Annotated in this window: 21 protein-coding genes; 14 read left to right on the forward strand and 7 right to left on the reverse strand. The window is 56.3% G+C overall.

All coding sequences use genetic code 11. The features are described from left to right. Positions 1–37 precede the first annotated feature (37 nt). The 3 genes from tehA to K7A42_RS01910 form a co-directional block, all read right to left on the reverse strand. Positions 38–1,051: a dicarboxylate transporter/tellurite-resistance protein TehA gene (gene tehA / locus K7A42_RS01900; RefSeq protein ID WP_051674292.1), complete on the reverse strand. Its 1,014-nt coding sequence runs from the start codon at positions 1,049–1,051 to the stop codon at positions 38–40. 131 nt (positions 1,052–1,182) lie between these two features. Next, entirely contained in the window at positions 1,183–2,163 is a 981-nt protein-coding gene (locus K7A42_RS01905) for an alpha/beta fold hydrolase (protein ID WP_034499428.1), read from the reverse strand. Positions 2,164–2,431: 268 nt separating this feature from the next. After that, the gene (locus K7A42_RS01910) at positions 2,432–3,262 is read right to left on the reverse strand and encodes a helix-turn-helix domain-containing protein (protein ID WP_282454725.1); all 831 of its coding nucleotides are present in this window, start codon (positions 3,260–3,262) and stop codon (positions 2,432–2,434) included. 349 nt (positions 3,263–3,611) lie between these two features. On the opposite strand from K7A42_RS01910, the gene K7A42_RS01915 reads away from it, so the two are divergent. From K7A42_RS01915 to K7A42_RS01925, 3 genes are all read left to right on the forward strand, one after another. Further along, positions 3,612–4,550: a helix-turn-helix domain-containing protein gene (locus K7A42_RS01915; protein WP_051674289.1), complete on the forward strand. Its 939-nt coding sequence runs from the start codon at positions 3,612–3,614 to the stop codon at positions 4,548–4,550. A gap of 181 nt (positions 4,551–4,731) precedes the next feature. After that, positions 4,732–5,694: an MBL fold metallo-hydrolase gene (locus K7A42_RS01920; RefSeq protein WP_282454726.1), complete on the forward strand. Its 963-nt coding sequence runs from the start codon at positions 4,732–4,734 to the stop codon at positions 5,692–5,694. Between the two features lie 72 nt (positions 5,695–5,766). Further along, positions 5,767–6,744 carry an alpha/beta fold hydrolase gene (locus K7A42_RS01925; RefSeq protein ID WP_034499424.1) on the forward strand — a complete coding sequence of 326 codons (978 nt, stop codon included), beginning with the start codon at positions 5,767–5,769 and terminating at the stop codon, positions 6,742–6,744. 99 nt (positions 6,745–6,843) lie between these two features. On the opposite strand, the gene K7A42_RS01930 is transcribed toward K7A42_RS01925, so the two are convergent. Next, the gene (locus K7A42_RS01930) at positions 6,844–7,758 is read right to left on the reverse strand and encodes a LysR family transcriptional regulator (RefSeq protein WP_282454770.1); all 915 of its coding nucleotides are present in this window, start codon (positions 7,756–7,758) and stop codon (positions 6,844–6,846) included. 99 nt (positions 7,759–7,857) lie between these two features. On the opposite strand from K7A42_RS01930, the gene K7A42_RS01935 reads away from it, so the two are divergent. Then, positions 7,858–9,273, forward strand: coding sequence for an aldehyde dehydrogenase family protein (locus K7A42_RS01935; protein WP_282454727.1), 1,416 nt, complete (start codon positions 7,858–7,860; stop codon positions 9,271–9,273). 44 nt (positions 9,274–9,317) lie between these two features. On the opposite strand, the gene K7A42_RS01940 is transcribed toward K7A42_RS01935, so the two are convergent. Next, complete coding sequence (locus K7A42_RS01940) at positions 9,318–10,304, reverse strand: NADPH:quinone reductase (protein ID WP_282454728.1); 987 nt, start codon at positions 10,302–10,304, stop codon at positions 9,318–9,320. A 106-nt stretch (positions 10,305–10,410) separates the two neighbouring features. On the opposite strand from K7A42_RS01940, the gene K7A42_RS01945 reads away from it, so the two are divergent. Beyond that, positions 10,411–10,734 (forward strand): winged helix-turn-helix transcriptional regulator, encoded by a 324-nt coding sequence (locus tag K7A42_RS01945; RefSeq protein ID WP_034499415.1) that lies wholly within the window; start codon positions 10,411–10,413, stop codon positions 10,732–10,734. Between the two features lie 2 nt (positions 10,735–10,736). On the opposite strand, the gene K7A42_RS01950 is transcribed toward K7A42_RS01945, so the two are convergent. Beyond that, positions 10,737–11,636 carry a LysR family transcriptional regulator gene (locus K7A42_RS01950; RefSeq protein ID WP_034499413.1) on the reverse strand — a complete coding sequence of 300 codons (900 nt, stop codon included), beginning with the start codon at positions 11,634–11,636 and terminating at the stop codon, positions 10,737–10,739. 140 nt (positions 11,637–11,776) lie between these two features. Between K7A42_RS01950 and K7A42_RS01955 the strand changes: the two genes are divergently transcribed. The 8 genes from K7A42_RS01955 (at position 11,777) to K7A42_RS01990 (ending at position 19,457) form a co-directional block, all read left to right on the forward strand. Continuing rightward, positions 11,777–12,352, forward strand: a complete 576-nt coding sequence (locus K7A42_RS01955; RefSeq protein ID WP_034499411.1) for an isochorismatase family protein — start codon at positions 11,777–11,779, stop codon at positions 12,350–12,352. 62 nt (positions 12,353–12,414) lie between these two features. Then, positions 12,415–13,182 (forward strand): pirin family protein, encoded by a 768-nt coding sequence (locus K7A42_RS01960; protein WP_282454729.1) that lies wholly within the window; start codon positions 12,415–12,417, stop codon positions 13,180–13,182. Positions 13,183–13,336: 154 nt separating this feature from the next. Continuing rightward, entirely contained in the window at positions 13,337–14,452 is a 1,116-nt protein-coding gene (locus K7A42_RS01965) for an HlyD family secretion protein (RefSeq protein ID WP_416220892.1), read from the forward strand. Between the two features lie 12 nt (positions 14,453–14,464). Then, positions 14,465–16,033: an MFS transporter gene (locus tag K7A42_RS01970; protein ID WP_282454731.1), complete on the forward strand. Its 1,569-nt coding sequence runs from the start codon at positions 14,465–14,467 to the stop codon at positions 16,031–16,033. A gap of 191 nt (positions 16,034–16,224) precedes the next feature. Then, complete coding sequence (locus K7A42_RS01975; RefSeq protein WP_051674282.1) at positions 16,225–16,965, forward strand: pirin family protein; 741 nt, start codon at positions 16,225–16,227, stop codon at positions 16,963–16,965. Positions 16,966–17,104: 139 nt separating this feature from the next. Further along, positions 17,105–17,542 carry a DoxX family protein gene (locus K7A42_RS01980; RefSeq protein ID WP_282454732.1) on the forward strand — a complete coding sequence of 146 codons (438 nt, stop codon included), beginning with the start codon at positions 17,105–17,107 and terminating at the stop codon, positions 17,540–17,542. Next, on the forward strand, positions 17,535–18,002 hold the full coding sequence (locus K7A42_RS01985) for a nuclear transport factor 2 family protein (RefSeq protein WP_282454733.1): 468 nt from the start codon (positions 17,535–17,537) through the stop codon (positions 18,000–18,002). The genes K7A42_RS01980 and K7A42_RS01985 overlap by 8 nt, the downstream gene beginning before the upstream one ends. 81 nt (positions 18,003–18,083) lie before the next feature. Further along, complete coding sequence (locus K7A42_RS01990) at positions 18,084–19,457, forward strand: FAD-dependent oxidoreductase (RefSeq protein ID WP_282454734.1); 1,374 nt, start codon at positions 18,084–18,086, stop codon at positions 19,455–19,457. 270 nt (positions 19,458–19,727) lie between these two features. Here the strand turns inward: K7A42_RS01990 and K7A42_RS01995 are convergent, their stop codons facing one another. Then, positions 19,728–21,098, reverse strand: a complete 1,371-nt coding sequence (locus tag K7A42_RS01995) for a PLP-dependent aminotransferase family protein (RefSeq protein ID WP_282454735.1) — start codon at positions 21,096–21,098, stop codon at positions 19,728–19,730. A 259-nt stretch (positions 21,099–21,357) separates the two neighbouring features. Here K7A42_RS01995 and K7A42_RS02000 point away from each other — a divergent pair, with 259 nt between their 5' ends. Then, positions 21,358–21,840, forward strand: coding sequence for an MSMEG_0572/Sll0783 family nitrogen starvation response protein (locus K7A42_RS02000; protein WP_282454736.1), 483 nt, complete (start codon positions 21,358–21,360; stop codon positions 21,838–21,840). The last annotated feature ends 27 nt before the right edge of the window (positions 21,841–21,867 follow it).

A 21,867-nucleotide genomic window follows, 5' to 3' on the forward strand; every position in this document is an offset into this window, starting at 1 on the left:
CAAGTCAAGATCACGCTTGCTGGCGATGCGTTTACCTTTACACTCGACCATTCGAGGTGACGGATGCGATAGGAGTGGCCGGTAAGAAGCGTCCCTGCGCCAGCAGCAAGATCGATCCAACGCAAATGGCGATAAGACCTGCATTTGTTATAACGAACAACACGACCGATAAGCTCTCGAAGATTACGTCCTTGCCTGCGCTCGCGATCCTGATCCCGGCCGTCGAAATCGATGTCAAACCAAACGTGAAAGCCCAATATGACGCCGAGAATGGTTGCCTGAGAATCCAAGGCAGGAGGCGCAATATGATCGCAAGTTGCAATATGGCGTAACCCAGAAGCGCGTGCACGAACACATCTGGTACGCTGCCGATGACGCTCAAGTAGGCGACGCTCCCCACTGCAGGCGGTGCAAGTTGGATGCCGAGGGTTGGTCGCAATGCTGCGGTCATTTCGGGCAGGGTATAGAAACGATGCAGAAGAACGGATTCGATAGCGAGCCAAGAAAAGAAACCTGCCCCAAACGCCAGTTGCCCTGCTTCACGTGAACCTAGCGCGCCCAAAACGATCGCAGTGACAAATGAGCCGGCGACCGTTGGCAAATACAAGACAGCAGTAGATGAGGAGGGGTCTCTGGCACCTTGCCATAGTCGACCGGTTCGCCACAGCGCGAAGAAAAAGGTGAACACGAAGCCAGCAACGAACAGCACCTCCGTCAAGAGCAGAGAATAAGGAAGCAGGGCCAGACCAGCGAGCATCGTTGCAACTCCCGCCAATCCCACGTAGCAACATTGAACGGCATGCTCCGCCTCGGCGAGCGCCGCCGCGGGTGCTAGAACCCATTTGAGCCCATAGAGCACGGTGATGATCAACCACACCGCCACGCCAGACAGACTGAGGAGTTCGCCCGGCAAGGAGGGCAACATCCATGCTTCCGACGCTGTCCGCCATGAACTCCCGAACCCGACCAAGCCTAGCACAATACCGAAGAATGACGCTGGCACCCTCGCCAGCCGGTCAGAAGCGGGATGGCGTCTATTGCTCTCAAACATATCGTAGTTCTCGAATTCCAGGCAGATGGGATCAGCTTCAAATCCCTTGCCTGACTTTGTGGGGACCGACGCTTCAACGAGGGACGATCAAATTCAGCGGCGCGGCCATCGACCGCACCGCTGTGCTTACTTTACTTTTTCCCAGACAACTTACGGTCCAGAAAGCTATGGATGAGCGGGGCCATCTCATCCAGCTTGTCCTCAAGAGCAAAGTGGCCCGTATCGAGGATGTGGATTTCAGCATCAGGCAGATCACGAAGATATGGATGTGCGCCCTCCTCCGGAAAGATCTTATCGTTTTTACCCCAAACGATCAGGGTCGGCGGCTTGCGATCGCGGAAAAACTGCTGGAACTTCGGATAAAGCGGCACATTCGTTCCATAGTCATGGAACAAATCGAGCTGAATGTCTTTATTGCCTGGACGGTCGAGGAGAGCCTGGTCGTGCACCCAGTTATCAGGACTGATCCGGGTCAAGTCTCGTACACCATCCGTATACTGGAATTTGGTGGTTTCCAGTGTGACCAATCCAGCAAGTGCCTCGCGGCTTTCGTTTGAGCCATCGGCCCAGTACTTTTTAATCGGGTCCCAGAATTCGCGCAGACCTTCCGCGTATGCATTCCCATTTTGTACGATAAGGCCGGTCACCCGTTCCGGATGCTTAAGTGCGAGCCGATATCCGACGGGTGCTCCGTAGTCCATGACATACATCGTATATTGCTTGGCGTCGATTTTACCAAGAAGCCCGTCAATGAGGTCCGCGTAATGTCCGAACGTGTAAGCGAACTTTGTATGATCTGGAGCGTCGCTTTGGCCGAAGCCCGGGTAATCGGGAGCGATTACACGATAGCGGTCCGCAAGTTGCGGGATTAGATTTCTAAACATGTGTGAAGATGTAGGGAAGCCGTGAAGGAGAAGCACAACCGGCCCGTCTTTTGGACCTGCCTCCCGGTAAAAGACATTTACTCCGTCCACTTCCACCGTCCGGTAGTGAACCGTGACAGGCGCGTGTTGCGTAGCTGTGACGGCCTTGGCCGGTTGAGATGACGCGGCATGAGAAAGCGAGGCAAAGCTCACGCTTGCCAACATCATGACTGCCAATATGCGCTTCATTTGAGTTCTCCTCAGGTTGAGTGGCAGCGATGTGCTGACCTGGTGAAGAACATAACGGTTCATGCCGCGGCGATAATCGGCAGAATGTGGAAGGATTTATTTCAAATTGTGAAACGGTCGCGCCGCTGAGAGACTCAGGTCGGGCGGTCGCAACAATAGCGCAGCAGCGGAACCACGTGCTTGACAGCCTTGCATTTGCATTCGGAACATTTACCTTGCAAAAGGGCTAAAGATCGCGAGCCGCAGCGCTTTCGACGTCACTCGGTGCTTAACGGATGCGGTCTCTCCAAGCCGCTGGAGACACACCAAACTTCGCCTTGAAGATACGCGAAAAATGGCCTTGGTCCGCGAAGCTGCATTCCAAGGCTATCTGAGCGAGCGGGATTCCTTGACGCAACATGTCCTGAGCTTTGCGGACGCGATAATCAAGGAGCCATTGGTAAGGTGTTAATCCCGTAGACCGCTTGAAAGCTCGAATAAAATACCCGACAGAAAGGCCGCAAAGGGATGCGATCTCGTCTATCACGACCTCCTTGTCTACGCAGCTGACGAAATACTGCGTCGCAAGATCCAGGTGTTTGGCAGACAATCCACCTTTGCGTTCAGTCAGAGGAATGCCTCCGTATCGACACGCCACATGGGCTTTCACTGCTTCGGCAAGATGGTCTATCAGAAGCTTCCTGTGTGGTGAATTATTGGACACCAGCGGAACGACGGTTTCCGCTAAGCCTTTGAGAACAGGATCGACAGGCCCGTCTTCTATTCGCAACAGTGCAAATGGAACCCGACCTTGTTCGAGCGCAAAATCCCTCAATCCAGCGCTCGAGATGTTGAACCTCACATTGTCAAAGGCAGACTCCGGTCTACACGACCAATTTTCTTCCACGTCCATTATCGCCATGCTTCCGGATGCGTGCCCACCATGGAAGACCAGCCGTCCTGAGCGCCAAACACTGTGCCTGACGTAATTAGTCCTTTGAACAACAACGCTAAACCCGTCGAAGTTCGTAACCGGTTTCGTTTCGTTGTCACTGGCGTCCTGGTTGCCCACCACGTGCACGACATCCATGCCATTAGCTTTAAGCGAATTTCGCTTCATTGATTAGAACACCCCAACCCGATCCCACACTGGCGTTCAACGATCATCCTGTGAAGAACCTCCGAATTGACTTGCAGGAGAACAAGGGGGGTGGACGATAGCGAAACCAACCTGTGGTGCTACATCCTCCAATTACCTCCCCCGGTCCCCTGATCAAACCCTAACAGCCGACCACATAACACAAAAGAAGCTGCTCTAAAAATCTCTTGGACACATTGCTCTCGTCGGACGTCTAACATCGGGGGGTGGACAAAATTCTCCAAAATCGGTTGTTTATCTTCAAGACCAAATCTCTCTTCTGGCTAAGGTAAGGTGCGAATTTCCTATTGGCGGCTAAATCGAGAAAAATATGGATCAGCAAGATAGCCCCGAGGAGATACGCGAGCTCATTGCTTCTTCCAGATCGCCGATCGGGCTGGTTATCGGAAACGTCTTTGGCTTAGTTGCTGCACCGACACGCCACACCGTCACGATAAAATCGTCCGCCATCACACTCACACATCTTGAGGTGGTTCACGCGATGCGCGAACTAACCACACCGCTGCCAAGTGAAAAAGCGCTTCTTCTTTCGTTGTGGCTGACACCGATGACCGGCCACGAGCAATGGAAATGGGGTCGTTTCGTCAATTCGGATGACTATCCTGCGGGGGCGATGAACCTGGTCCACCTCGAAGAAGAGACGCAAGGCCTCTTCACTAACCCATTTTCCTCTATACAGATTCATTTACCCGAGATGGCCCTTCGTGAGCTATCTAACGATGACCGCGTCCCGGAATTTTCATACCTTCTCGAAAAGAATTCACACGTCGACCCATTTGTGGAACTTCTTGGCCAAGCTCTTCTGTCGGCCCTTGCAAATAATGAAGGCGTCGAAAGTCTGTTGTTTGACCATCTGATTCTAGCGCTCCATAGTCACCTTGTAGAGCGCTACTCCGCTGCTCCACGGTCTGACGTGAAGTTCCGTCGCCTGAGTATGAGACAGGAGCGTCTCGCAAAGGATTTGCTGACAGCAGATCTGACTGTCGAGCCTTCTCTAGCTGATATAGCAGCAAGTCTGGACATGCCTGTCTCTGTCTTTGGCAACGCGTTTAAAACGACAACCGGAAACCCGCCCTTTAGGTGGCTACGAGCCTACAGGGTCGAAGCAGCCAAGCGTCTTTTAAAAGAAACGGCGCTTTCGCTCGCCGAGATAGCTTACTCCTGCGGATTTTCCGATCAAAGCCATTTCACCCGCGTCTTCACAAAGTCGACGGGTGTGACCCCTGGCCAATGGCGTAGAGGCTCTTGAGAAGGGCCTCGTTGATTGTAGCGGCCAGTCTCCTCCTGCCACCGAAGCACTGATTACCGACGCGTGGCCGAGCAGGAAATTGTTACGCAAAGCGGAATAAAGACTTACGCGCTTTGCCAATTATCGAATGCGCTCCGGGAGGTATGGTTTGGACATCGTTTGAACCAAGGAGGACCTCGCCGTGAACCCCGTAGCCAATTCACAACCCGTTAATCGCCGATCTCTCCTCACGGGCGCGCTCGCGACCTTCGCCGTTGCGCCTTTTCTGACATCCAATTCGCTGGCGAAATCCGGAACGATCGTGGATTCGCTCAGGGAAGCGGCAGCCCATGCCGACATCACCACATATACGACCCGTGGAAATATTGCCGTGCTGGAAGGCTCCGGCGGCAATATTGCCGTCTTGACCGGCAAACAACGTAAGGTTCTCGTAGACGCCGGTATCACCGCAACGCGTGCTCGGATCGAGCAGGCCCTTTCCAAGCTGGGCGACCAGCCCGTTACGCATCTCATCAACACGCATTGGCACTTCGATCATACAGATGGAAACGAGTGGCTGCACTCGGTAGGCGCCGCAATCATTGCCCATGAGAACACCCGCCGTCACCTGCTTGAGGCCCAGCGCGTTGATGATTGGAACTTCGATTTTCCGCCTTCTCCCTCCGGCGCAATCCCAGCGACCCTGATCACGAGTGACAAGGTCCTGGAGCTCGAAGGCACAAAGATTGCCATCACAGCCTATCAGCCCGCCCACACGGACAGCGACATCTCCGTTTATTTTGAGGAAGCAAATGTCATTCACGTCGGGGATATCTTCTGGAACGGTCTTTACCCATTCATCGATTATTCGACTGGCGGGAGCATAGACGGAACGATCGCAGCTTCAGCAAAGGTCATCGCTGCAGTGGATGCGGATACCGTCATCATTCCAGGCCACGGCAAGCCGCTTGGGTCGCTGGACGAGCTGAAGTATTATCACGAGATGCTAGCCACCATCCGGGACAACGTCGCAAGGCTCAAATCAGCCGGCCGCTCTGTCGAGGAGGCGGTCGCAGCCAACCCGACCGAGGCTTTTGACGAGCAATGGGGCAAGGCGATCATCAGCCCCGCCTTCTTCACACGCCTCGTCTACAAGGGCGTCTAAAACCGAGCACGCTTCGATTATTTTCTGATCTTCGAAGCAAGTGAACGCCACGCCATCAGCATGAGGACTAACATGAGTAAAGATCACCCATTTGACGTCTCGCGGCGAGACATCTTGCTCGGAGGCTCAGCACTGCTGCTGGCCTCTGGAATCCCAGCCTTCGCTGCAACAGGCAACGTACCAGTCACCCCAGAAGGAGAAACGGCAATGACAGAAGCATTCATCACCACCAAAGACGGGGTAAACCTCTTTTACAAAGATTGGGGTCCGAAAGACGCCCAACCGATCGTGTTCCATCATGGCTGGCCGCTGTCGTCCGACGACTGGGACAACCAGATGCTGTTCTTCCTCTCGAAGGGCTACCGGGTGATCGCTCATGATAGACGTGGGCACGGTCGTTCACAGCAGGTAAGCGATGGTCATGACATGGACCACTATGCCGCCGACGCCTCGGCAGTCTACGAGCATCTAGACATCAAGAATGCTGTCCACATCGGCCACTCGACGGGCGGCGGCGAGACAGCTCGCTATGTCGCCGACTTCGGTGAGCCGCAAGGCCGTGTGGCGAAGGCTATTCTCGTTAGTGCAATTCCACCGCTGATGCTGAGAACACCATCTAACCCCGATGGTACACCTATTGAAGCCTTTGATGGCCTACGAAAGGCATTGGCCGACAATCGGGCCCAGTTTTATCTCGATCTTCCGTCAGGGCCCTTCTTCGGCTTTAACCGACCAGGCGCCAAGATCTCGCAGGGCCTGATCCAGAATTGGTGGCGGCAGGGCATGATTGGGAGCGCCAAGGCCCACTATGAGGGAATCAAGGTATTCTCGGAAACCGACCAGACTGAGGACCTGAAGAAGATTTCAGTGCCGACGCTCGTCCTGCATGGCGACGACGACCAGATCGTCCCCGTCAAGGCGTCTGCAGAACTTGCCGTGAAGTTGCTCAAGAATAGTACCCTGAAGGTCTATCCCGGTTACCCACACGGTATGCTTGCTACCAACTCTGATGTCCTGAACGCGGACATGCTGGCATTCATCCAGAAATAAGTCTTGCCGGGAGGGGAGAGGTGGCCGCCAGCGCTTCTCTCTTTTCGAAAACTCCGGGGTTTGGCTCGTATTCAGCGAGAGCGCAACGAAACATCGAATTCATGACGATCTTTCGATATCCAGAGTCTGCCGAATCTCGTGGATCAAGTCCACGAGCCGGCGGAGCTTCGCCGGGGTATTTCGTCGGCCGGGATAGTAGAGACATAAGCCCGGATAAGGCGGGGTCCAGTCACCAAGCACCTGCTCTAGCTTGCCGGCAGCAAGATCATCTTTGACCTGCCACTCACTTAGGTAGGCGAGCCCTGCCCCTTCACGCGCGGCGTGAAGCATAAGGTCGCTGTCGTCGAGCACGAGCTTCCCGGGAACGTCAAGCGCGAAACTTTCCCCTCGCCGCTCGAACTCCCAGCGATAGATGGTTCCGCTTGCCATTCGGGCACGGATGCACAGGTGATTTTGGAGATCCGCCGGGACCTGAGGCTTTTCATGACGGCGGAAGTAATCAGACGACCCAACGATAGCGGGTCGGATACTATCACCGATCGGGACGACCACCATGTCGGGAGGAACGGCCTCTCGGATCCTGATCCCAGCGTCGAAGCCTTTGGCATTGACGTCGACCAGGGCGCCCTCCGTAACGATCTCCACCGCCATCTGCGGGTTCAGGCGCATGTACTCCAGGATCAGCGGCGTCAGGATCATCCGCGTTGCGCCCACCGACGTGTTGATCCGCAGAGTGCCGGTCGCTTCCGCCCGGTGTTCATTGACGTGCTCGACCGCGCTCCGGATCGCCTCAAGCGCCGGACCGACGCTGGCGACAAATTGCTCGCCCGCCGCCGAAAGAACAACACTTCGGGTCGAACGGTTGAATAGCCTCACACCCATGCGCGTCTCTAAGGTCGCGATCTGCTGGCTGAGCGACGAAGACGAGATCCCGAGTTCACGCGCTGCTGCCCTGAAACCACCCCGAGAGGAAACGGCAAGGACAGCCTCCAGTTCCGCGAGTGAGCCGCGCATCATTGTCCGTAATCTCCTATCAGCCTGAGCGTTTTTGGCCATCTTATCAGGACAGTTTGCAGATGCCAAATATGTCTCTACTGCGAATAGGAGTTTAAGATGCGCAACATCGACACGATTTACATCGACGGACGGTTCGTCACGCCAAATGGAACGGAGACCATCGATCTCCACAATCCCTCGACGGAGGAAAAAATTGGCACGGTTCGCCTCGGCGACGCCGAAGACGCTCAAGAAGCTGTGGCCGCGGCAAAGCGTGCATTTCGCGCCTTTTCGCGTACGGCGAAAGCTGAGCGCATCGACATGCTTAAGAAGTTGAACGCGGCTGTTCTTGCGCGCGTGCCAGACTTAACCGAAGCTATGGCACTTGAGTATGGGGCGCCGCAAGTCTTCACACGGTTTTCTGTCCCGCATGCCGCATCAAGCTTTGCCACTATGGCAACCGTTCTAGAAGACTATCAGTTCGAGCGGAAGATCGGCCGCGCTCGTGTCGTTATGCAACCCTCCGGCGTCGCCGCTGCCATCACGCCCTGGAACAGCAATATCGGTTTTATTACCTCGAAGCTGGCAACCGCAATCGCCGCCGGCACGACCATCGTCATCAAGCCGAGCGAGATGAGCGCTATCCAGACGCATATCCTCCTCGAGTGCCTTCACGAAGCGGGACTGCCGGAAGGTGTCTTCAATATCGTCAACGGGCTCGGGAACGTCGTCGGCGCCGAACTCAGCCGGCATCCTGAAATTTCCAAGATAACCTTCACCGGCTCGACCGCGGTTGGCAGGGAAATTCTGCGAAGTGCTGCCGATAGCTTCAAGCGTGTCACGCTTGAGCTTGGCGGCAAGGGACCGAACATCATTCTCGACGACGCCGATCTTGAGGTGGTCATCCCTGCCGTTTTGAGGATGGGCTTTGTCAACAGTGGCCAGGCCTGCGTTGCAGGCACCCGCATTCTGGTTCCAAGCCATCGCCTCGACGACGTTGTATCAAAGCTGAAGCAGGAGATAAACGCATTCAAGGTCGGCGCGCCAGATGATCCGGATGCGATGATCGGCCCGATGGTCAGCCAGAAACAGTATGACCGCGTCCAGTCCTACATTGAACTGGGATTGCAAGAGGGCGCCAGCCTGCTGGTGGGGGGGCCGGGTCGGCCTGAAGGGCTGCCTCGCGGATGGTTTACGAAGCCGACGATTTTCACCGACGTCAACAACCAGATGCGCATCGCGCGAGAGGAAATATTCGGACCAGTCCTGTCCTTGATTTCGTACCGCGACGATGACGAAGCCGTTTCGATCGCCAACGACACTCCTTATGGACTTCAAGCCTACCTGCATGGCACCGACGTGGCACGCATGCAGGCGCTTGCGGATAGGCTCGACAGCGGACGCGTCGTCATCAACGGGGCACCCCACGAACCGCTTGCTCCTTTCGGAGGCTTCAAGCAGTCGGGCATCGGCCGCGAGTATGGAGTGTTCGGCCTTGAGGCATTTCTGGAGCCGAAGGCCATCATTTCATGATCTTAGCCACGACGCGCGGAGCTTGGCCTCGCGCGTCAACCCGTTCAAAGTCGCACAAGGACCTTTCCGACAGCTTTGCCGCTCTCCTGCAATTCGTGTGCTTCGGTCACGGCGTCAAGAGGATATGTTTTCGCGATTTGCGGAGTGTATGCCGCAGAGGCAGCGCAGGCCGAAACCTCTTCGGCCGCCTGCCGCATAGCGGCTTCCGGCATCGTATAAACGTAGACGAAACGAAACGAGAATCCGCCGAGCAATGCGGGAAAGAATGGGATGGCTAACTTAGCTTGCGGCGACTCCGTCGAGTAGGCCGAGACGACCCCGTCGCGGGCGAGGCAGGAGATCGCCGCGTCGATGTTTGCAGAGAGATCGACATCGACAATACGATCGACACCATGGTCGCCGGTTGCCGACCGTACTCGCTCTGGGACATCCTCTTCGTGCCTGTTGATGACGAGATTTGCCCCAGCCCGCCACGCGACCTCCGCTTGGTCTTCTCGGCTCACCGTCGCAGCCACCCACGCACCCGCCCATTTTGCAAGCAGGATTGCCGCATTACCAACGGCCCCTGCTCCACCTTGGACAAGTACCCGTTTGCCGCGCAGGTCGCCGTCGGCAAAAAGGCATCGATGCGCGGTCATTGCTGGAACGCCGAGCGAGGCCCCGATCTCAAACGACACGTTGTCGGAAAGCTTTACGGCTTGAACGGTCGGCACGACGACAAATTCCGCCGCAGTACCGAACGCCCTACCCCACTGCGCCATGTAGATCCAGACGCGCTCGCCGAGGCGCGACGGAGGCACGCCGGTACCGACGGCGTCGATGATCCCCGCCCCGTCCTGGTGCGGCACGATCCTGGGAAATGGCATGGCCTTGCCGCCAAATCCGGTTCTCGTCTTGATATCGGACGGATTGATACCGGAGACGACAATCCTCACGCGAACCTCTCCCGCGCCAGGCTGCGGATCAGGAAGTCCGCCCACGGTTAGCACATCTTTAGCCGATCCCTGCCGGTCGTAAAAAGCAGCTCGCATAACTCACCTTCGAGTAACTACCCTCAACTAGGTCCAAGACAAGCGCACTTGCAAGTAGGCAACAGTTTTGCCTATAGGTATAGAAAGTACACTATTGGAGCGCATAATGACTGCTGGCCAGAAGTGCCCCGTCGAAACGACCGTTGATGTTACCGGCGGAAAATGGAAGCCGATGATCATTTATCGGCTTCTCGCCGGTCCACGACGCTTTGGTGAGCTACGACGCTTGGTCGGCGACCCGAGCCAGCGCTCGCTCACGATGCAGCTCCGCGAGCTAGAAGCCGACGGGATTGTGGCTCGCGAAGTGTTTGCCGAAGTCCCACCACGTGTTGAATACTCGCTCACTCCCTTCGGGAAGACGCTTACGCCAGTGTTAATGGCGATGCGCGACTGGGGCGCGGCGTTTCAGAAGCGTCATCATTCGACATAGACTTACGCTCTCCCGCGTGGCGCTTCCCCAGAGACCGTCGCGAAACGCTCTACAAAAAAGTCGATCAGTACTCTCACTTTTCGCGACACGTGTGATCCTGGCGGCCGCACGATATAAATTCCGACCTCAGGCAAGCTATATTGCTCCATGATCGGAGTAAGCGTGCCAGCCTCGAGATAGCTTTGCGCGATCACGACAGGTAGTGCCGCAATGCCCAGCCCAGCTGCGGTTCCTTCCGCGATACCCGCGGCGCTGTCAGCCTTAAACCTTCCTTGACCGCTGATGATCACGGTCCGGCTGCCGTCTGAGACCTTCCAGCTTTCCGTCCCCTGGAGGATGGCTTGATGCTCAAGCAGATCTGACGGTTTTTGCGGAACGCCGTGGACGCGCAGATATTCCGGATTTGCGAACAGACCGACCGGAAATACTCCAATCTTGCGCGCAGTCAAACTCGAGTCCTGCAGATAGCCGACGCGTATTCCACAATCAAAGCCGTCAGCGACAAGGTCGACGTATCTGTCGCTGTAATGTGCGTGCAGCTGCAGCAGCGGATGCCGCCGGGCGAGTTCCGCGAGCGCAGGCGCGAAGTGTCCAGGACCGAAGGACGATGGAACAGCCACGCGAAGGCGTCCCCGTAGCTCTCCCGTCGGCAGCATTTCTTCGCGGGCGACATCCATCTCCAGGCACATGCGGGCCGCATGTTCCCGGAAAGAGGCGCCTGCTTCAGTCAAAGACGCACCTCTTGTCGTGCGCGCGAGAAGCTGGACGCCGAGCTCACTCTCGAGGCGCACAAGCCGCCGGCTGACGATCGACTTTGGCAGGCCGAGGCGCTTAGCGGCAACTGTGATGCCACCACCGTCCGCCACCTCCACGAATGTCTGCATGTCCTCGAAGCTGATCATTTCTAGCGTTCCATTTTTCGTTCCACAGAGTGGCCAATCATAGAGCTACCGCGCCGAAGTCTGCAACGCTAAATTCAACTCATCGGACGGATCGAAACCCAACTTACTAACCGCCGCCGACAAGGAAAAGGAACACGACAATGCATAAGGCCGTATTTACCCCCGAAAACTCCGCGATGCTGCTCATCGACCATCAGATCGGCACGATGGCATGGACCCACTCGCACGACATCAATCTGGTTAAGCAGAACGCGCTGAAGCTTGCCCGCATCGCCAAAGCCGCTAACATTCCGACGATCCTGACGTCCAGCATGGAAGACCAGGTTCAGGGACCGCTTCTGCCGGAACTCGAAGCCATTTTGCCTGAAGCCTTCGAAGCACGCGTTAAGCGTCCTGGCATCGTGAACGCCATGCATCACGACGGATTCAACCAGGCGGTCAAGGCGACCGGCCGAAAGAAGCTGTTCGTCGCAGGCGTGACGACCGAGATCTGTGTCACCTTCCCGGTCCTGCAGATGCTCGACGAAGGTTATGAGGTGCAGGTTTCGGCAGACGCCTCAGCCTCCTACACCAAGTACGGTGACGACATCGCCCTGCGCCGCATGGAAAAGGCTGGCGCAATTATCACCACCGTCGACCAGATCATCTCAGAGCTTGCCGTCGACTGGACCAGCCCGCTCGGTCAGAAGCTGGTCGGCATCCTCAACTACCACTGAGCGCGCATTGGTCGTCTTGGCGCGGGCAAAAGAGCCCGCGTCCTAATGAAAGGAGCATTTCCATGACCACGACCATGACCAAAGTGCCTGCGGGGCAAACACGCGGCGACTTCGCCCATGGCTTCGGCGTCGAGATCCTGTACCCCGGACTGACGCTGACCTCGGACGATAGCGGGATCGGCCCGATCGGGAGAATTGACCGCGCGCAGGTGCAGCCCGGTCATCTGATCGGCATGCACCCGCACAAGGACGACGAGATCCTCACCTATATCCGGGGCGGCGAGATGCTTCATCGCGACACGGTGGGAAACGAGAAGAAGCTCGGCACCACGCAGTTCATGATGATGAATGCCGGCCATACGTTCCAACATGAGGAACTGATGCTCGGCGACCGCCCGATCAAGGCGCTGCAGATATTTCTGCGACCAAGCGTTTCCGATCTTGAGCCGAAGGTTCAATTTCATGAGTTTGCGGAGGAAGAGAGCATCGACAGCTGGCGGCTGATTGCCGGACCACGGACCGCGCCACTGATCGTGCGATCGGACGTCCGGGTTTTTGACGCGCGGCTGAGCGGCCATGTTCAGCTACCTCTCCCGGTTTCTGATAGAGGCCGGGACATGCTGCTTTACGTCTACAGCGGAGAGATCGCCTTTGAGGATGAGGTTTTCACGGAAGGTGAAAGCGTGTTCCTGACAAACAGCGACGGCCGGATGCGTGCGTTGTCAAAGGCTGATGTCGTCCTCTTTGCGTTCGATCCCAAGGCTGAGTCCTATCGCGGTGGCATGTTTAGTGGAAATCAGCGGCGGCCATCCCAAGCGCGCGCTTCCTGACCAAATCAAAGCTTTCACACCCGTACTTCAAGTCATCGTTCCACTTCACGAAAGACTCCATGTCGCATTGTCGGGCTACCTCGCCTGCATGCTTGCAAATAGCTTGGAGCCATTGAATCCGCGCAAACTATCAGCGTCGCAAAGGTTAGAAAAAATGTCTCGCAGCGCAACGACAGGCCCGGTTCTTGTCCCCGAGAAGGCTGAAACGCAGACGCCGGCAAGCAGTACGGCGCGTGACTACACGAAGATTCTGGTACCACTCGCTGTCGTGGCTGCAGTAACGGCGATGGTGGCTTTGAGTTCACAACAATGGGACGTCTGGACCGCGGGCGCTGCGACGCAGACAACGGACAACGCCTATGTTCGCGCAGAAATGAGTAGGTTGAGCGCGCGGGTAAGCGGCAATGTCAGCGCAGTGAACGTGTCTGACTTCGCTTCCGTCAAGGCCGGTGATGTGATCTTTCAGATCGATCCTTCCGATTATGAGGCAAAGCGCGATCAAGCCAAAGCGGCCCTGGAGGCAGCATTTGCGCAGTTGAACAACCTTGCAAATCAGGAAGAGCTCCAGCGTGCTGCTATCACGCAAGCGAGCGCCCAATTAGCGGTGACACAAGCAAATGCCGACCTTGCTCAGACAGAGGCCAATCGACAGATCGCGCTCTCCCAAAGTGGCGCTGGTGTTCAGCAGAAAAAAGAACAGGCACTGGCGCAGGTACAGGTTTCATCAGCTTCCGTATCCGCAGCAACAGCTGCCATCGCGTCGGCGCAGGCCCAGCTCTCATTCATCGAGGGTCAAAAAGGGCAACTTACTGCGAATATCGATTCAGCCAAGGCGGTTCTGCAATCTGCTGAACTTTTGCTGTCCTACACGAAGATCACGGCGCCCTTTGACGGCGTTGTCGGCGAGCGGCAGGTTCATGTCGGCGATTACGTAACCCCAGGGTCGAACACAATATCCATCGTACCGCTACCATCGGTCTATCTGATCGCCAATTTCAAGGAAACACAGCTCGGGTTGATGAAGGAGGGTCAGGTCGCCACGGTGAGTGTCGATACGCTGCCTGGCGAAATCTTTGTGGCAAAGGTCAGCCGCCTTTCACCCGCGTCTGGCTCTCAGTTCGCGCTTCTGCCGGCAGACAATGCCACGGGCAATTTCACCAAGGTTGTCCAGCGCATTCCGGTCCGCATCGATTTCGAGCCATCGCCGGCACTTGCCAAACTGAGATCGGGCATGTCTGCGGTCGTCTCGGTAGCGGTCAAGCCTGAGTAGAGGTGGGCAACTATGGCCAACATCGTAACAATGCCGGCTCATCCGAATTCCGTCGCCATGCATCGTCCATTGCTGGCAGTGTTCGCGGTGCTGCTTGGGCCATTCATGGTTGGCTTTCATAGCCGCATGTTCGGGATAGGCCTCGTCGATCTGAAAGGCGCATTCGGCCTCAGTTACGACGAAGGCGCATGGCTGAGCACATTGGCCACAGCGCCTCAGATTATCCTGGCGCCTGCGGTCGCTTGGTTTGCCGCTGCCTATGGAATACGCCGCGTCATTGTCGGACCTGCAGTTATCTACGCTCTCGTATCAGCAATTATACCGTTCGCCCGGGACTATCACGTCCTCATTGGACTTCACATAGTTCACGGCGCGTTGCTTGGCCTGTTTATCCCTGCAACCCTGATGATCATCTTTCAGACCCTGCCATCGAAGTGGTGGATGTCGGCGATCGGTTTTTATGCCTTCCGTGCAGCGTTCACGACGAATGCGGGTACCGGTCTTCTTGATCTTTATGTTCAGCATCTGGGGTGGCAACTACTGTACTGGCAGGATGTCGTGCTTGCCCCTTTGATGGCACTGCTCATCCTTAAGGGAACAGCGCGCCGGGAGCCCAACCGCGAACTCATTCGCAACGCCGACTGGGGAGGCATGATCCTCTTTGGCAGTGGATTGGCCATGCTTTTCGTCGCGGTTGACCAGGGTAACCGGTTGGACTGGTTTGAGAATGGAGTCGTCGTATCAACGCTTCTCGGCGGCTTCGCCTTGATGATAGCATTTTTCCTGAACGAAGTGCTGGTCGCGCATCCATGGGCGAGCATAAGCGCGATCAGCGCGCGAAACGTCATCTTGCTGCTGGTGGTATCGCTCTTCTACCTGATGAGCGCCAGTTCCAATACCGCGTTGGTTCCGAACTTCCTCATTAATGTCATGCAGCTTCGGCCTGAGCAGGTGGGCTCCACGCTCGTGATTTGGGCCTGTGTGCCTTTGATCGTCATGACCCCGGTGGCTGTCTGGGCAATGCATCGCATAGACGGCCGTCTGGTCCTGTTTGCTGGCCTGTGCTGCTTTGCGGGTGCAGCTTTGATCGGCACGGGTCTCACTTCCGACTGGAGTGGCGAAAACTTCAGGACCATGCTGGTGCTACAGGGGGCAGGTCATATTCTCACGTTCCTGCCTGTCATCGCTGTCGCCATCGCCCATGGCGATCCCAAACGTGCAGTTGCAGTGGCTGCCTATATCCAGGTCATCCGCGTGCTGGGAACACAGACTGCGCAGGCCTTGATGACGACGTTCATTCGCAAGGGCGAGCAGTTCCATTCCTATGCCGTCGGCCTGAACTTGCAACGCGGATCGGAAATCTCGGCGGATGCGATCTCGGCGATCGGACGGGCAGTGGCGAGCTCGGGGCAAAGCCTCGCCACGAGCCGGGCCACCGCATTGGTTGCTCAGCAAGTTCAGAAGCAAGCGAACACTCTCGCCTATATCGATGCGTTCTGGCTGACATTCTACTGTGCGATGGCGGGGCTCATCCTGCTCGCTTTCGTCGCGAAAGCACCGAGAGGTCCCTTAGCGGCATGACCAGAGAGCCTAATCCATGGCCTGCGGCGACGAGTGCCGCTCAGAATGCCGATCCTTCAAAATGGGTAGAAAGTCGGCGCTCAGGCGGGGCGCTCGTCGCAGTCGGCAACTGCACTGAGATCAATGAAATCAAAATGAGAACGTCGGCTCAGCTTCAGGCGCTCGCAAAGGCAGACAAAAGGAGAATTGCAATGAAACCGATTAAAATCGATCCCTCTGTAAAACACGGCGACTGGAAACACGGATTTGGTGTCGAGATCTTCTATCCTGGGACGGCGCTTGACGGAGGCGACAGCGGTATTGGAGCGATCGGCCGCATTGATCGCGCGCTGATCCAGCCGGGTCACGTCATAGCCATGCATCCCCACAAGGATGACGAGATATTCACCTACAAGCGAGGTGGGCGGATGTTGCATCTGGACACGGTTGGCAATCGTGAGGAGGTAAACGCTCAGCGCCTCATGATGATGAACGCGGGTCATACCTTTCAGCATGAAGAGCGTGTCATTGGTGACGAGCCGACCAAGGCCCTGCAGATTTTCTTGCGTCCTCGCAAAGGCGATCTTGAGCCCAAGGTACAGTTCGAAGGTCTCGACAGCGCGTACAGTGAGGACGAGTGGCGACTGCTCGTAGCACCGAGTGGTGCCATATTCGAAGTTCGCGCTCAAGCTTGGGTACGAGATGCTCGTCTTCATGCCGGACGGCGCTTGCAGATCCCCACCCTGCCTACGCCGTCTTCAGTGAACCTGCTCTTCGTCTTCGAGGGCGAGATACGTCTAGGCGAAATCACGATCAGCGCCGGCGAATTTTACTATCTGGGTACGGAGTCACAAGCCATCGAGGCGTTGACCGATTCAGACATCGTCCTCTTCACCACCGATCCCAAGGCACCCGTGTTCAAAGGGGGAATGTTCAGTGGAAACGTCAGGTAACCGTCGTTCAGGGAAAATCTCAAGCCGTACGTTGAGCGATAGCTCGCGCGCTAGGGCCGGGGGCAGCCGTCAAACACCAGACAAAACGTGAGGCCGACTTCAGTGGCCCCTTCCTGACAAATCCAAGAGGTAGAGAGAGATGATCAAACTCAAGGCTCCACCATTGATCGCCAAGATACTCGATTGGCGCGGCACGTGGCTCGCTGCCCGTCTTGCGATCGTCTTGGTTTTCCTCGTTTCGGCGTTCGGACACTTGTTTGATTTCGGTGCGGCGGTTGCGGAACAGGTTAGCTATGGCTTGCCCGCGCCGGAATTTATGGCTGCCCTCACCGTGGCCGTTGAGATTGCAGGATCACTTCTCATTCTTACTGGCCAGTTGGTTTGGCTTGGAGCCGGAATACTGGGTGTCTTTACGGCGCTTGGTGCGGTGTTCGCTCACCCGTTCTGGGCGATACAAGGGGCTGCCCACTTTGATGCTCTCGCCTCCTTCCTGGAGCACGTTGGACTGGTTGGCGGTCTAATGCTCGTCGCTCTCGTCGCTCGCCGTCTCGAATATGAGGAGCAAAGGAATGTCTGATCAGTCCTTGATGCGCTTGCAGCGCCTGGAAGATCAACTGGCCATTCAGCAACTCGCTGCACGCGTCTCCGATGCAGTGAATGAGCGAGACGTTGACGCGTTTATTTCGACCTGGGCGGAAGATGGAGCCGTTTGGGAGATTGGTCAGCCCCTTCCTTTGCGCGGTGAAGGACGGGACGGCATACGAAAGATGTTGAATCAGTTGTTCACAATAGAGCACTACTTCATGCAGATGACCCATTCCGGCGTGCTCAGTCTCAACGGCGACCACGCAACCGCGCGCTTTGTGATACGCGAGCACGGTCGCGGAGCAAACACATTCTACGATAACCTCGCCGTTTATAACGACGACGTCATCCGGCAGGCCGACGGCTGGCGGTTCCTGCGCCGGACCTACACCTACAGATTTCTGGCTCAAGAGCCGTTTGGGGGCACCGCTTATCCAGTGGCGGCGCCCTGACAACCCTATCGCATCCACGCGGCAGATCGCAGCCGCGACACGCGGCCACATCGGATACATCAACACGAGGAAGGAATGACAATGTCTGACATCGAACATTTTGAATACGTTTTCCTGGGTGGCGGAAAAGGCGGGAAGACACTTGCGATAGAGCTCGCAACGGCAGGCAAGAGTGTCGCGCTCATCGAAAAAGGAATGATTGGCGGGTCTTGCATCAATGTCGCCTGCATTCCTAGCAAGACTTTGATCCAAAGTGCCCGCACTGCCCACGCGGCAAAGTCCGCCGCACCGGCTTCATTCAAACCGGATATGCGCGCCGCATATGATCGTATTCGCACAGTTGTATCCGAAATGGTCGATATCAACATGAAGAGTTTTATCGCCTCGGGTTTCGACCTCATTCTTGGGACAGGCCGCTTCACAGCTCCGAGAACAATCACAGTCGAACTGAATGACGGCGGGACGCGGACTGTGGAGGGCACGCATGTCTTTATCAATACAGGTACCCGAGCGTCCATTCCGGGTATTCCAGGGCTTCGCGCCAGTGAACCCTTGACCCATGTAGAGGCTCTCGAGACAACAGAAACGCCCGAAGAATTGATCGTGATCGGTGGCGGCTACATTGGCCTCGAAATGGCTCAGGCGTTTCACCGGCTTGGTAGCAAAGTGACCGTTCTTCAGGAGACGCCCCACGTTGCCAACCGCGAAGACGTAGATGTCTCCGAAGCAATCGAAACAGCGTTTCGAGAGGATGGCATCACTATCAGGACGGGCGTAAAGGCGGTTGAAGTTCAAGGGCGGTCGGGTAGTTACGTCTCGGTCTCACTTAGCGACGAAACAAACGTCACCGGAACCCACATTCTCGTCGCGGCGGGGAGAACACCTCTCACCTCGGATCTCGGACTGGATCTGGCTGGCGTAAATGTAGACGAACGCGGCATCATCGAGGTCGATGAGCGGTTAGCGACTTCAGCTGCGAATACCTGGGCGATCGGCGAAGTGGCCGGGACACCGATGTTTACCCATGCGTCTTACGACGACTACAGGGTGTTAAAGTCTCAGCTATCAGGCGGAGACCGCACCACGCGTGATCGCGTCATTCCCTATGCCATGTTCATTGAACCGGAACTAGGACGCATTGGCCTGAATGAAAGAGAGGCAAGCGAGCGCGGCATAGCAGTCCGCGTGGCGAAGCTCCCAATGACCGCCGTGCCACGCGCTCGCACCAATGGCGCTATGCGCGGCTTCATGAAGGTTCTGGTCGACGCTCATTCCGACCAGATTCTCGGGTTTACGATGCTGGGTACGAACGCGGGTGAAGTTGTCACCGCAGTGCAAATGGCCATGATTGCAAGGCTTCCTTACACTGCGGTTCGCGATTCGATCATTGCGCACCCACTGATTTCGGAAGGATTGAACCTGCTTCTTCTGAAAGTGCCAGGGAAGGCGGCGTAGTGGATGATACTGGCTCCTACTTGACGCTGCACCTCGCCTCTTTCCATAACGAGCGGAAAAGCCGAGATCATCACGAGTGAATGCTACTTCTCCCTCCTGTCGCCAACATCAGGCCGGAGCGCAAAAGGGTGGGTTATAAAGAGGTCTATCCACAACGACTTAGGGTCTCAGCTTTGTCAGGACCCCGAAAGGGCCCGCCCTTGCCCAACCATGGCGACAACCTCACCGTCGATAATGACGAATTCATCAGGTAGTTTAACGGGTACGTTGTCAGCCCATCCAGCCACCGTCGGAAAGCGAGTTCGCCATGAATAGCAATCCGGCGCGCAGTTGCTCGCGGTTGACGATGCCCCCAAGACACACTCTGACATGCTCGTCAGGTGCGCCAAGAACAGTAAATGCGTCTGACGGCATCAACCCGACATGACGACCGGCCATCCGTCCCATAAGTTCCGCTCTGCTGAAACCCTTGGGCAGCTTTAGCCATATGCTGAAAGCTTCCGGTTCGCCTCTGACATCTAAGTCTGGAAGCGCTTCGATCGCGATCTTATGTCGGGCTGAGCTTTCCGTCCGGACGAAGTGTCGGACGGCATCCGCAGTCCCATCCTCAATCCATCGCGTCGAGAGCGCCATGCAGATCGGTGAAGGCATCACTGCGCTCGCGCGCATTGCCTGGGAAAGTGAATATGCAGCCCTGGTATTGGGGGAAACCGTATAGGCTAAACGCAATCCTGCGCCGAGACATTTTGCCAATCCCCCTATGTGCCAAGTAAGGTCAGGCGCGAGCGTTGCGAATGGGACAGGCGCGGCTGCAGGGATGAAACCATATGCGTCATCTTCGATCAGGGGCAGTCTGTGCCGAAGGATCACCTCAGCAATTTCCATCCGCCGGCCCCGGGGTATTGTCAATGTCGTGGGGTTGTGAACCGTAGGATTGAGATACAACGCTTTCGGTTGATGCAAGTGGATGGCGGCGTCAAGCGCGTCCGGCAGAATGCCGGAAGCGTCCATCGGAATTCCCACGAGTTGCAATCCCATGCGAGCCGCGATCGCCCGCAAGCCAGGGTAGGTGACCGCCTCGCAAAGCACCACATCTCCGGGTCTCGTCATTGTCGACAGAATCGCCGTCATGGTTGCATGGGCTCCTGGAGTGATCGCGATCCGCTCGAGGCTCGGCACCATTCCCCTTTTTGAGAGCCATGAAGATGCTGCCGCTTTATCCTGTTCACCGCCGGTTGTAGACTGGTAGCGGAGAAGAGAGATCAGGTTGGCTGAGACAGTCTGCAGCCCATCCTGCATCCGCGCCACAAGGTCCGGATCTTGAGGTTCGGGAGGCATGTTCATTGACAAATCCTCATCGCCGGCCCGGCGAGGATCGATCTGATGTTCCTCCTTCGGTCGACCAAGGGCAAAGGTACCTCTTCCAACGTGGCTCTCAACGAGGCGACGTGAATGCGCTTCGGCGTAGGCGCGACTGACTGTCGTGAAGTCAATGGATAGACGCTCGGCGAGCCTGCGCTGCGGCGGCAGTCGATCTCCGGCAGCGATATCGCCCCGTTTGATTGCCAGCTCGATTGCGTCCGCAATCTGAAGGTATCGAGGCTTGCCGTCCGGGCGAAGCTCCGGGAGCCACTTTAACATATTAATATGCCCTATTGGTCATTGTTTCGTATTGTATGGATAAAAGTCTGGCTGTTCAAGTAGCAAATTGACAAAGTTTGTTAGCTTATAAATCGTTCACAACGGCCTCAAATGCGAATGTTTAATGAGCAGACTGCACAGAATATTTGCAATTTTGTCTTTCGACAATAAATTATTGTATGGATATTGAACTGTTTATTGATTCATTCAATTTCCTTCGTATCGTTTCTGCATCAACCCCGCTTAAGGAGATGCAGACATGCCTGAAGTAACGCAACCGCCGCACAAGGATGGTGACTTCTTTGTCGACTACGAGTCCAAGGTTTTTGAGGACGTAAAAGCCGATGCTGGTGAAAAGGCGCTTGTTACCTTCCACACCGTGGCGTTCGAAGGCTCAATCGGTCTCGTGAACATCCTCAACGCCATTCGCCTACAGCGGAAAGGCTATGAGACCTCGATCCTTCTTTACGGCCCCGGCGTGACACTGGGGATCCAACGCGGTTTCCCCAAGCTCGGCGATGAAGCTTTCCCCGGTCATCTGAATTTCAACAAGAACCTTGAGCGCTTCATGAAGGAAGGCGGCAAAGTCTACGCATGTCGCTTCGCCCTGCAGGCCCTCTACGGGCACGGAGAACCGGCACTGATCCCCGGCATCATCCCGATCCTGCCACAGGACGTTCTGGACTGCGTGCTTTTGCACAAGAAGGCCAACGCCCTGATCATCGATACATGGACCGTCTGATTTGATCTTCGCACCGCGCTTCGCAGC

Source organism: Agrobacterium sp. InxBP2 (genome assembly GCF_026191755.1).
GTDB lineage: Bacteria > Pseudomonadota > Alphaproteobacteria > Rhizobiales > Rhizobiaceae > Agrobacterium > Agrobacterium pusense.

Coding starts and splice junctions, on each gene's coding strand:
- tehA (WP_051674292.1), bottom strand. CDS start 1,051: ATGTTTGAGAGCAATAGACGCCATCCCGCTTCTGACCGGCTGGCGAGG.
- K7A42_RS01905 (WP_034499428.1), bottom strand. CDS start 2,163: ATGAAGCGCATATTGGCAGTCATGATGTTGGCAAGCGTGAGCTTTGCC.
- K7A42_RS01910 (WP_282454725.1), bottom strand. CDS start 3,262: ATGAAGCGAAATTCGCTTAAAGCTAATGGCATGGATGTCGTGCACGTG.
- K7A42_RS01915 (WP_051674289.1), top strand. CDS start 3,612: ATGGATCAGCAAGATAGCCCCGAGGAGATACGCGAGCTCATTGCTTCT.
- K7A42_RS01925 (WP_034499424.1), top strand. CDS start 5,767: ATGAGTAAAGATCACCCATTTGACGTCTCGCGGCGAGACATCTTGCTC.
- K7A42_RS01930 (WP_282454770.1), bottom strand. CDS start 7,758: ATGCGCGGCTCACTCGCGGAACTGGAGGCTGTCCTTGCCGTTTCCTCT.
- K7A42_RS01935 (WP_282454727.1), top strand. CDS start 7,858: ATGCGCAACATCGACACGATTTACATCGACGGACGGTTCGTCACGCCA.
- K7A42_RS01940 (WP_282454728.1), bottom strand. CDS start 10,304: ATGCGAGCTGCTTTTTACGACCGGCAGGGATCGGCTAAAGATGTGCTA.
- K7A42_RS01945 (WP_034499415.1), top strand. CDS start 10,411: ATGACTGCTGGCCAGAAGTGCCCCGTCGAAACGACCGTTGATGTTACC.
- K7A42_RS01950 (WP_034499413.1), bottom strand. CDS start 11,636: ATGATCAGCTTCGAGGACATGCAGACATTCGTGGAGGTGGCGGACGGT.
- K7A42_RS01955 (WP_034499411.1), top strand. CDS start 11,777: ATGCATAAGGCCGTATTTACCCCCGAAAACTCCGCGATGCTGCTCATC.
- K7A42_RS01960 (WP_282454729.1), top strand. CDS start 12,415: ATGACCACGACCATGACCAAAGTGCCTGCGGGGCAAACACGCGGCGAC.
- K7A42_RS01965 (WP_416220892.1), top strand. CDS start 13,337: ATGTCTCGCAGCGCAACGACAGGCCCGGTTCTTGTCCCCGAGAAGGCT.
- K7A42_RS01970 (WP_282454731.1), top strand. CDS start 14,465: ATGGCCAACATCGTAACAATGCCGGCTCATCCGAATTCCGTCGCCATG.
- K7A42_RS01975 (WP_051674282.1), top strand. CDS start 16,225: ATGAAACCGATTAAAATCGATCCCTCTGTAAAACACGGCGACTGGAAA.
- K7A42_RS01980 (WP_282454732.1), top strand. CDS start 17,105: ATGATCAAACTCAAGGCTCCACCATTGATCGCCAAGATACTCGATTGG.
- K7A42_RS01985 (WP_282454733.1), top strand. CDS start 17,535: ATGTCTGATCAGTCCTTGATGCGCTTGCAGCGCCTGGAAGATCAACTG.
- K7A42_RS01990 (WP_282454734.1), top strand. CDS start 18,084: ATGTCTGACATCGAACATTTTGAATACGTTTTCCTGGGTGGCGGAAAA.
- K7A42_RS01995 (WP_282454735.1), bottom strand. CDS start 21,098: ATGTTAAAGTGGCTCCCGGAGCTTCGCCCGGACGGCAAGCCTCGATAC.
- K7A42_RS02000 (WP_282454736.1), top strand. CDS start 21,358: ATGCCTGAAGTAACGCAACCGCCGCACAAGGATGGTGACTTCTTTGTC.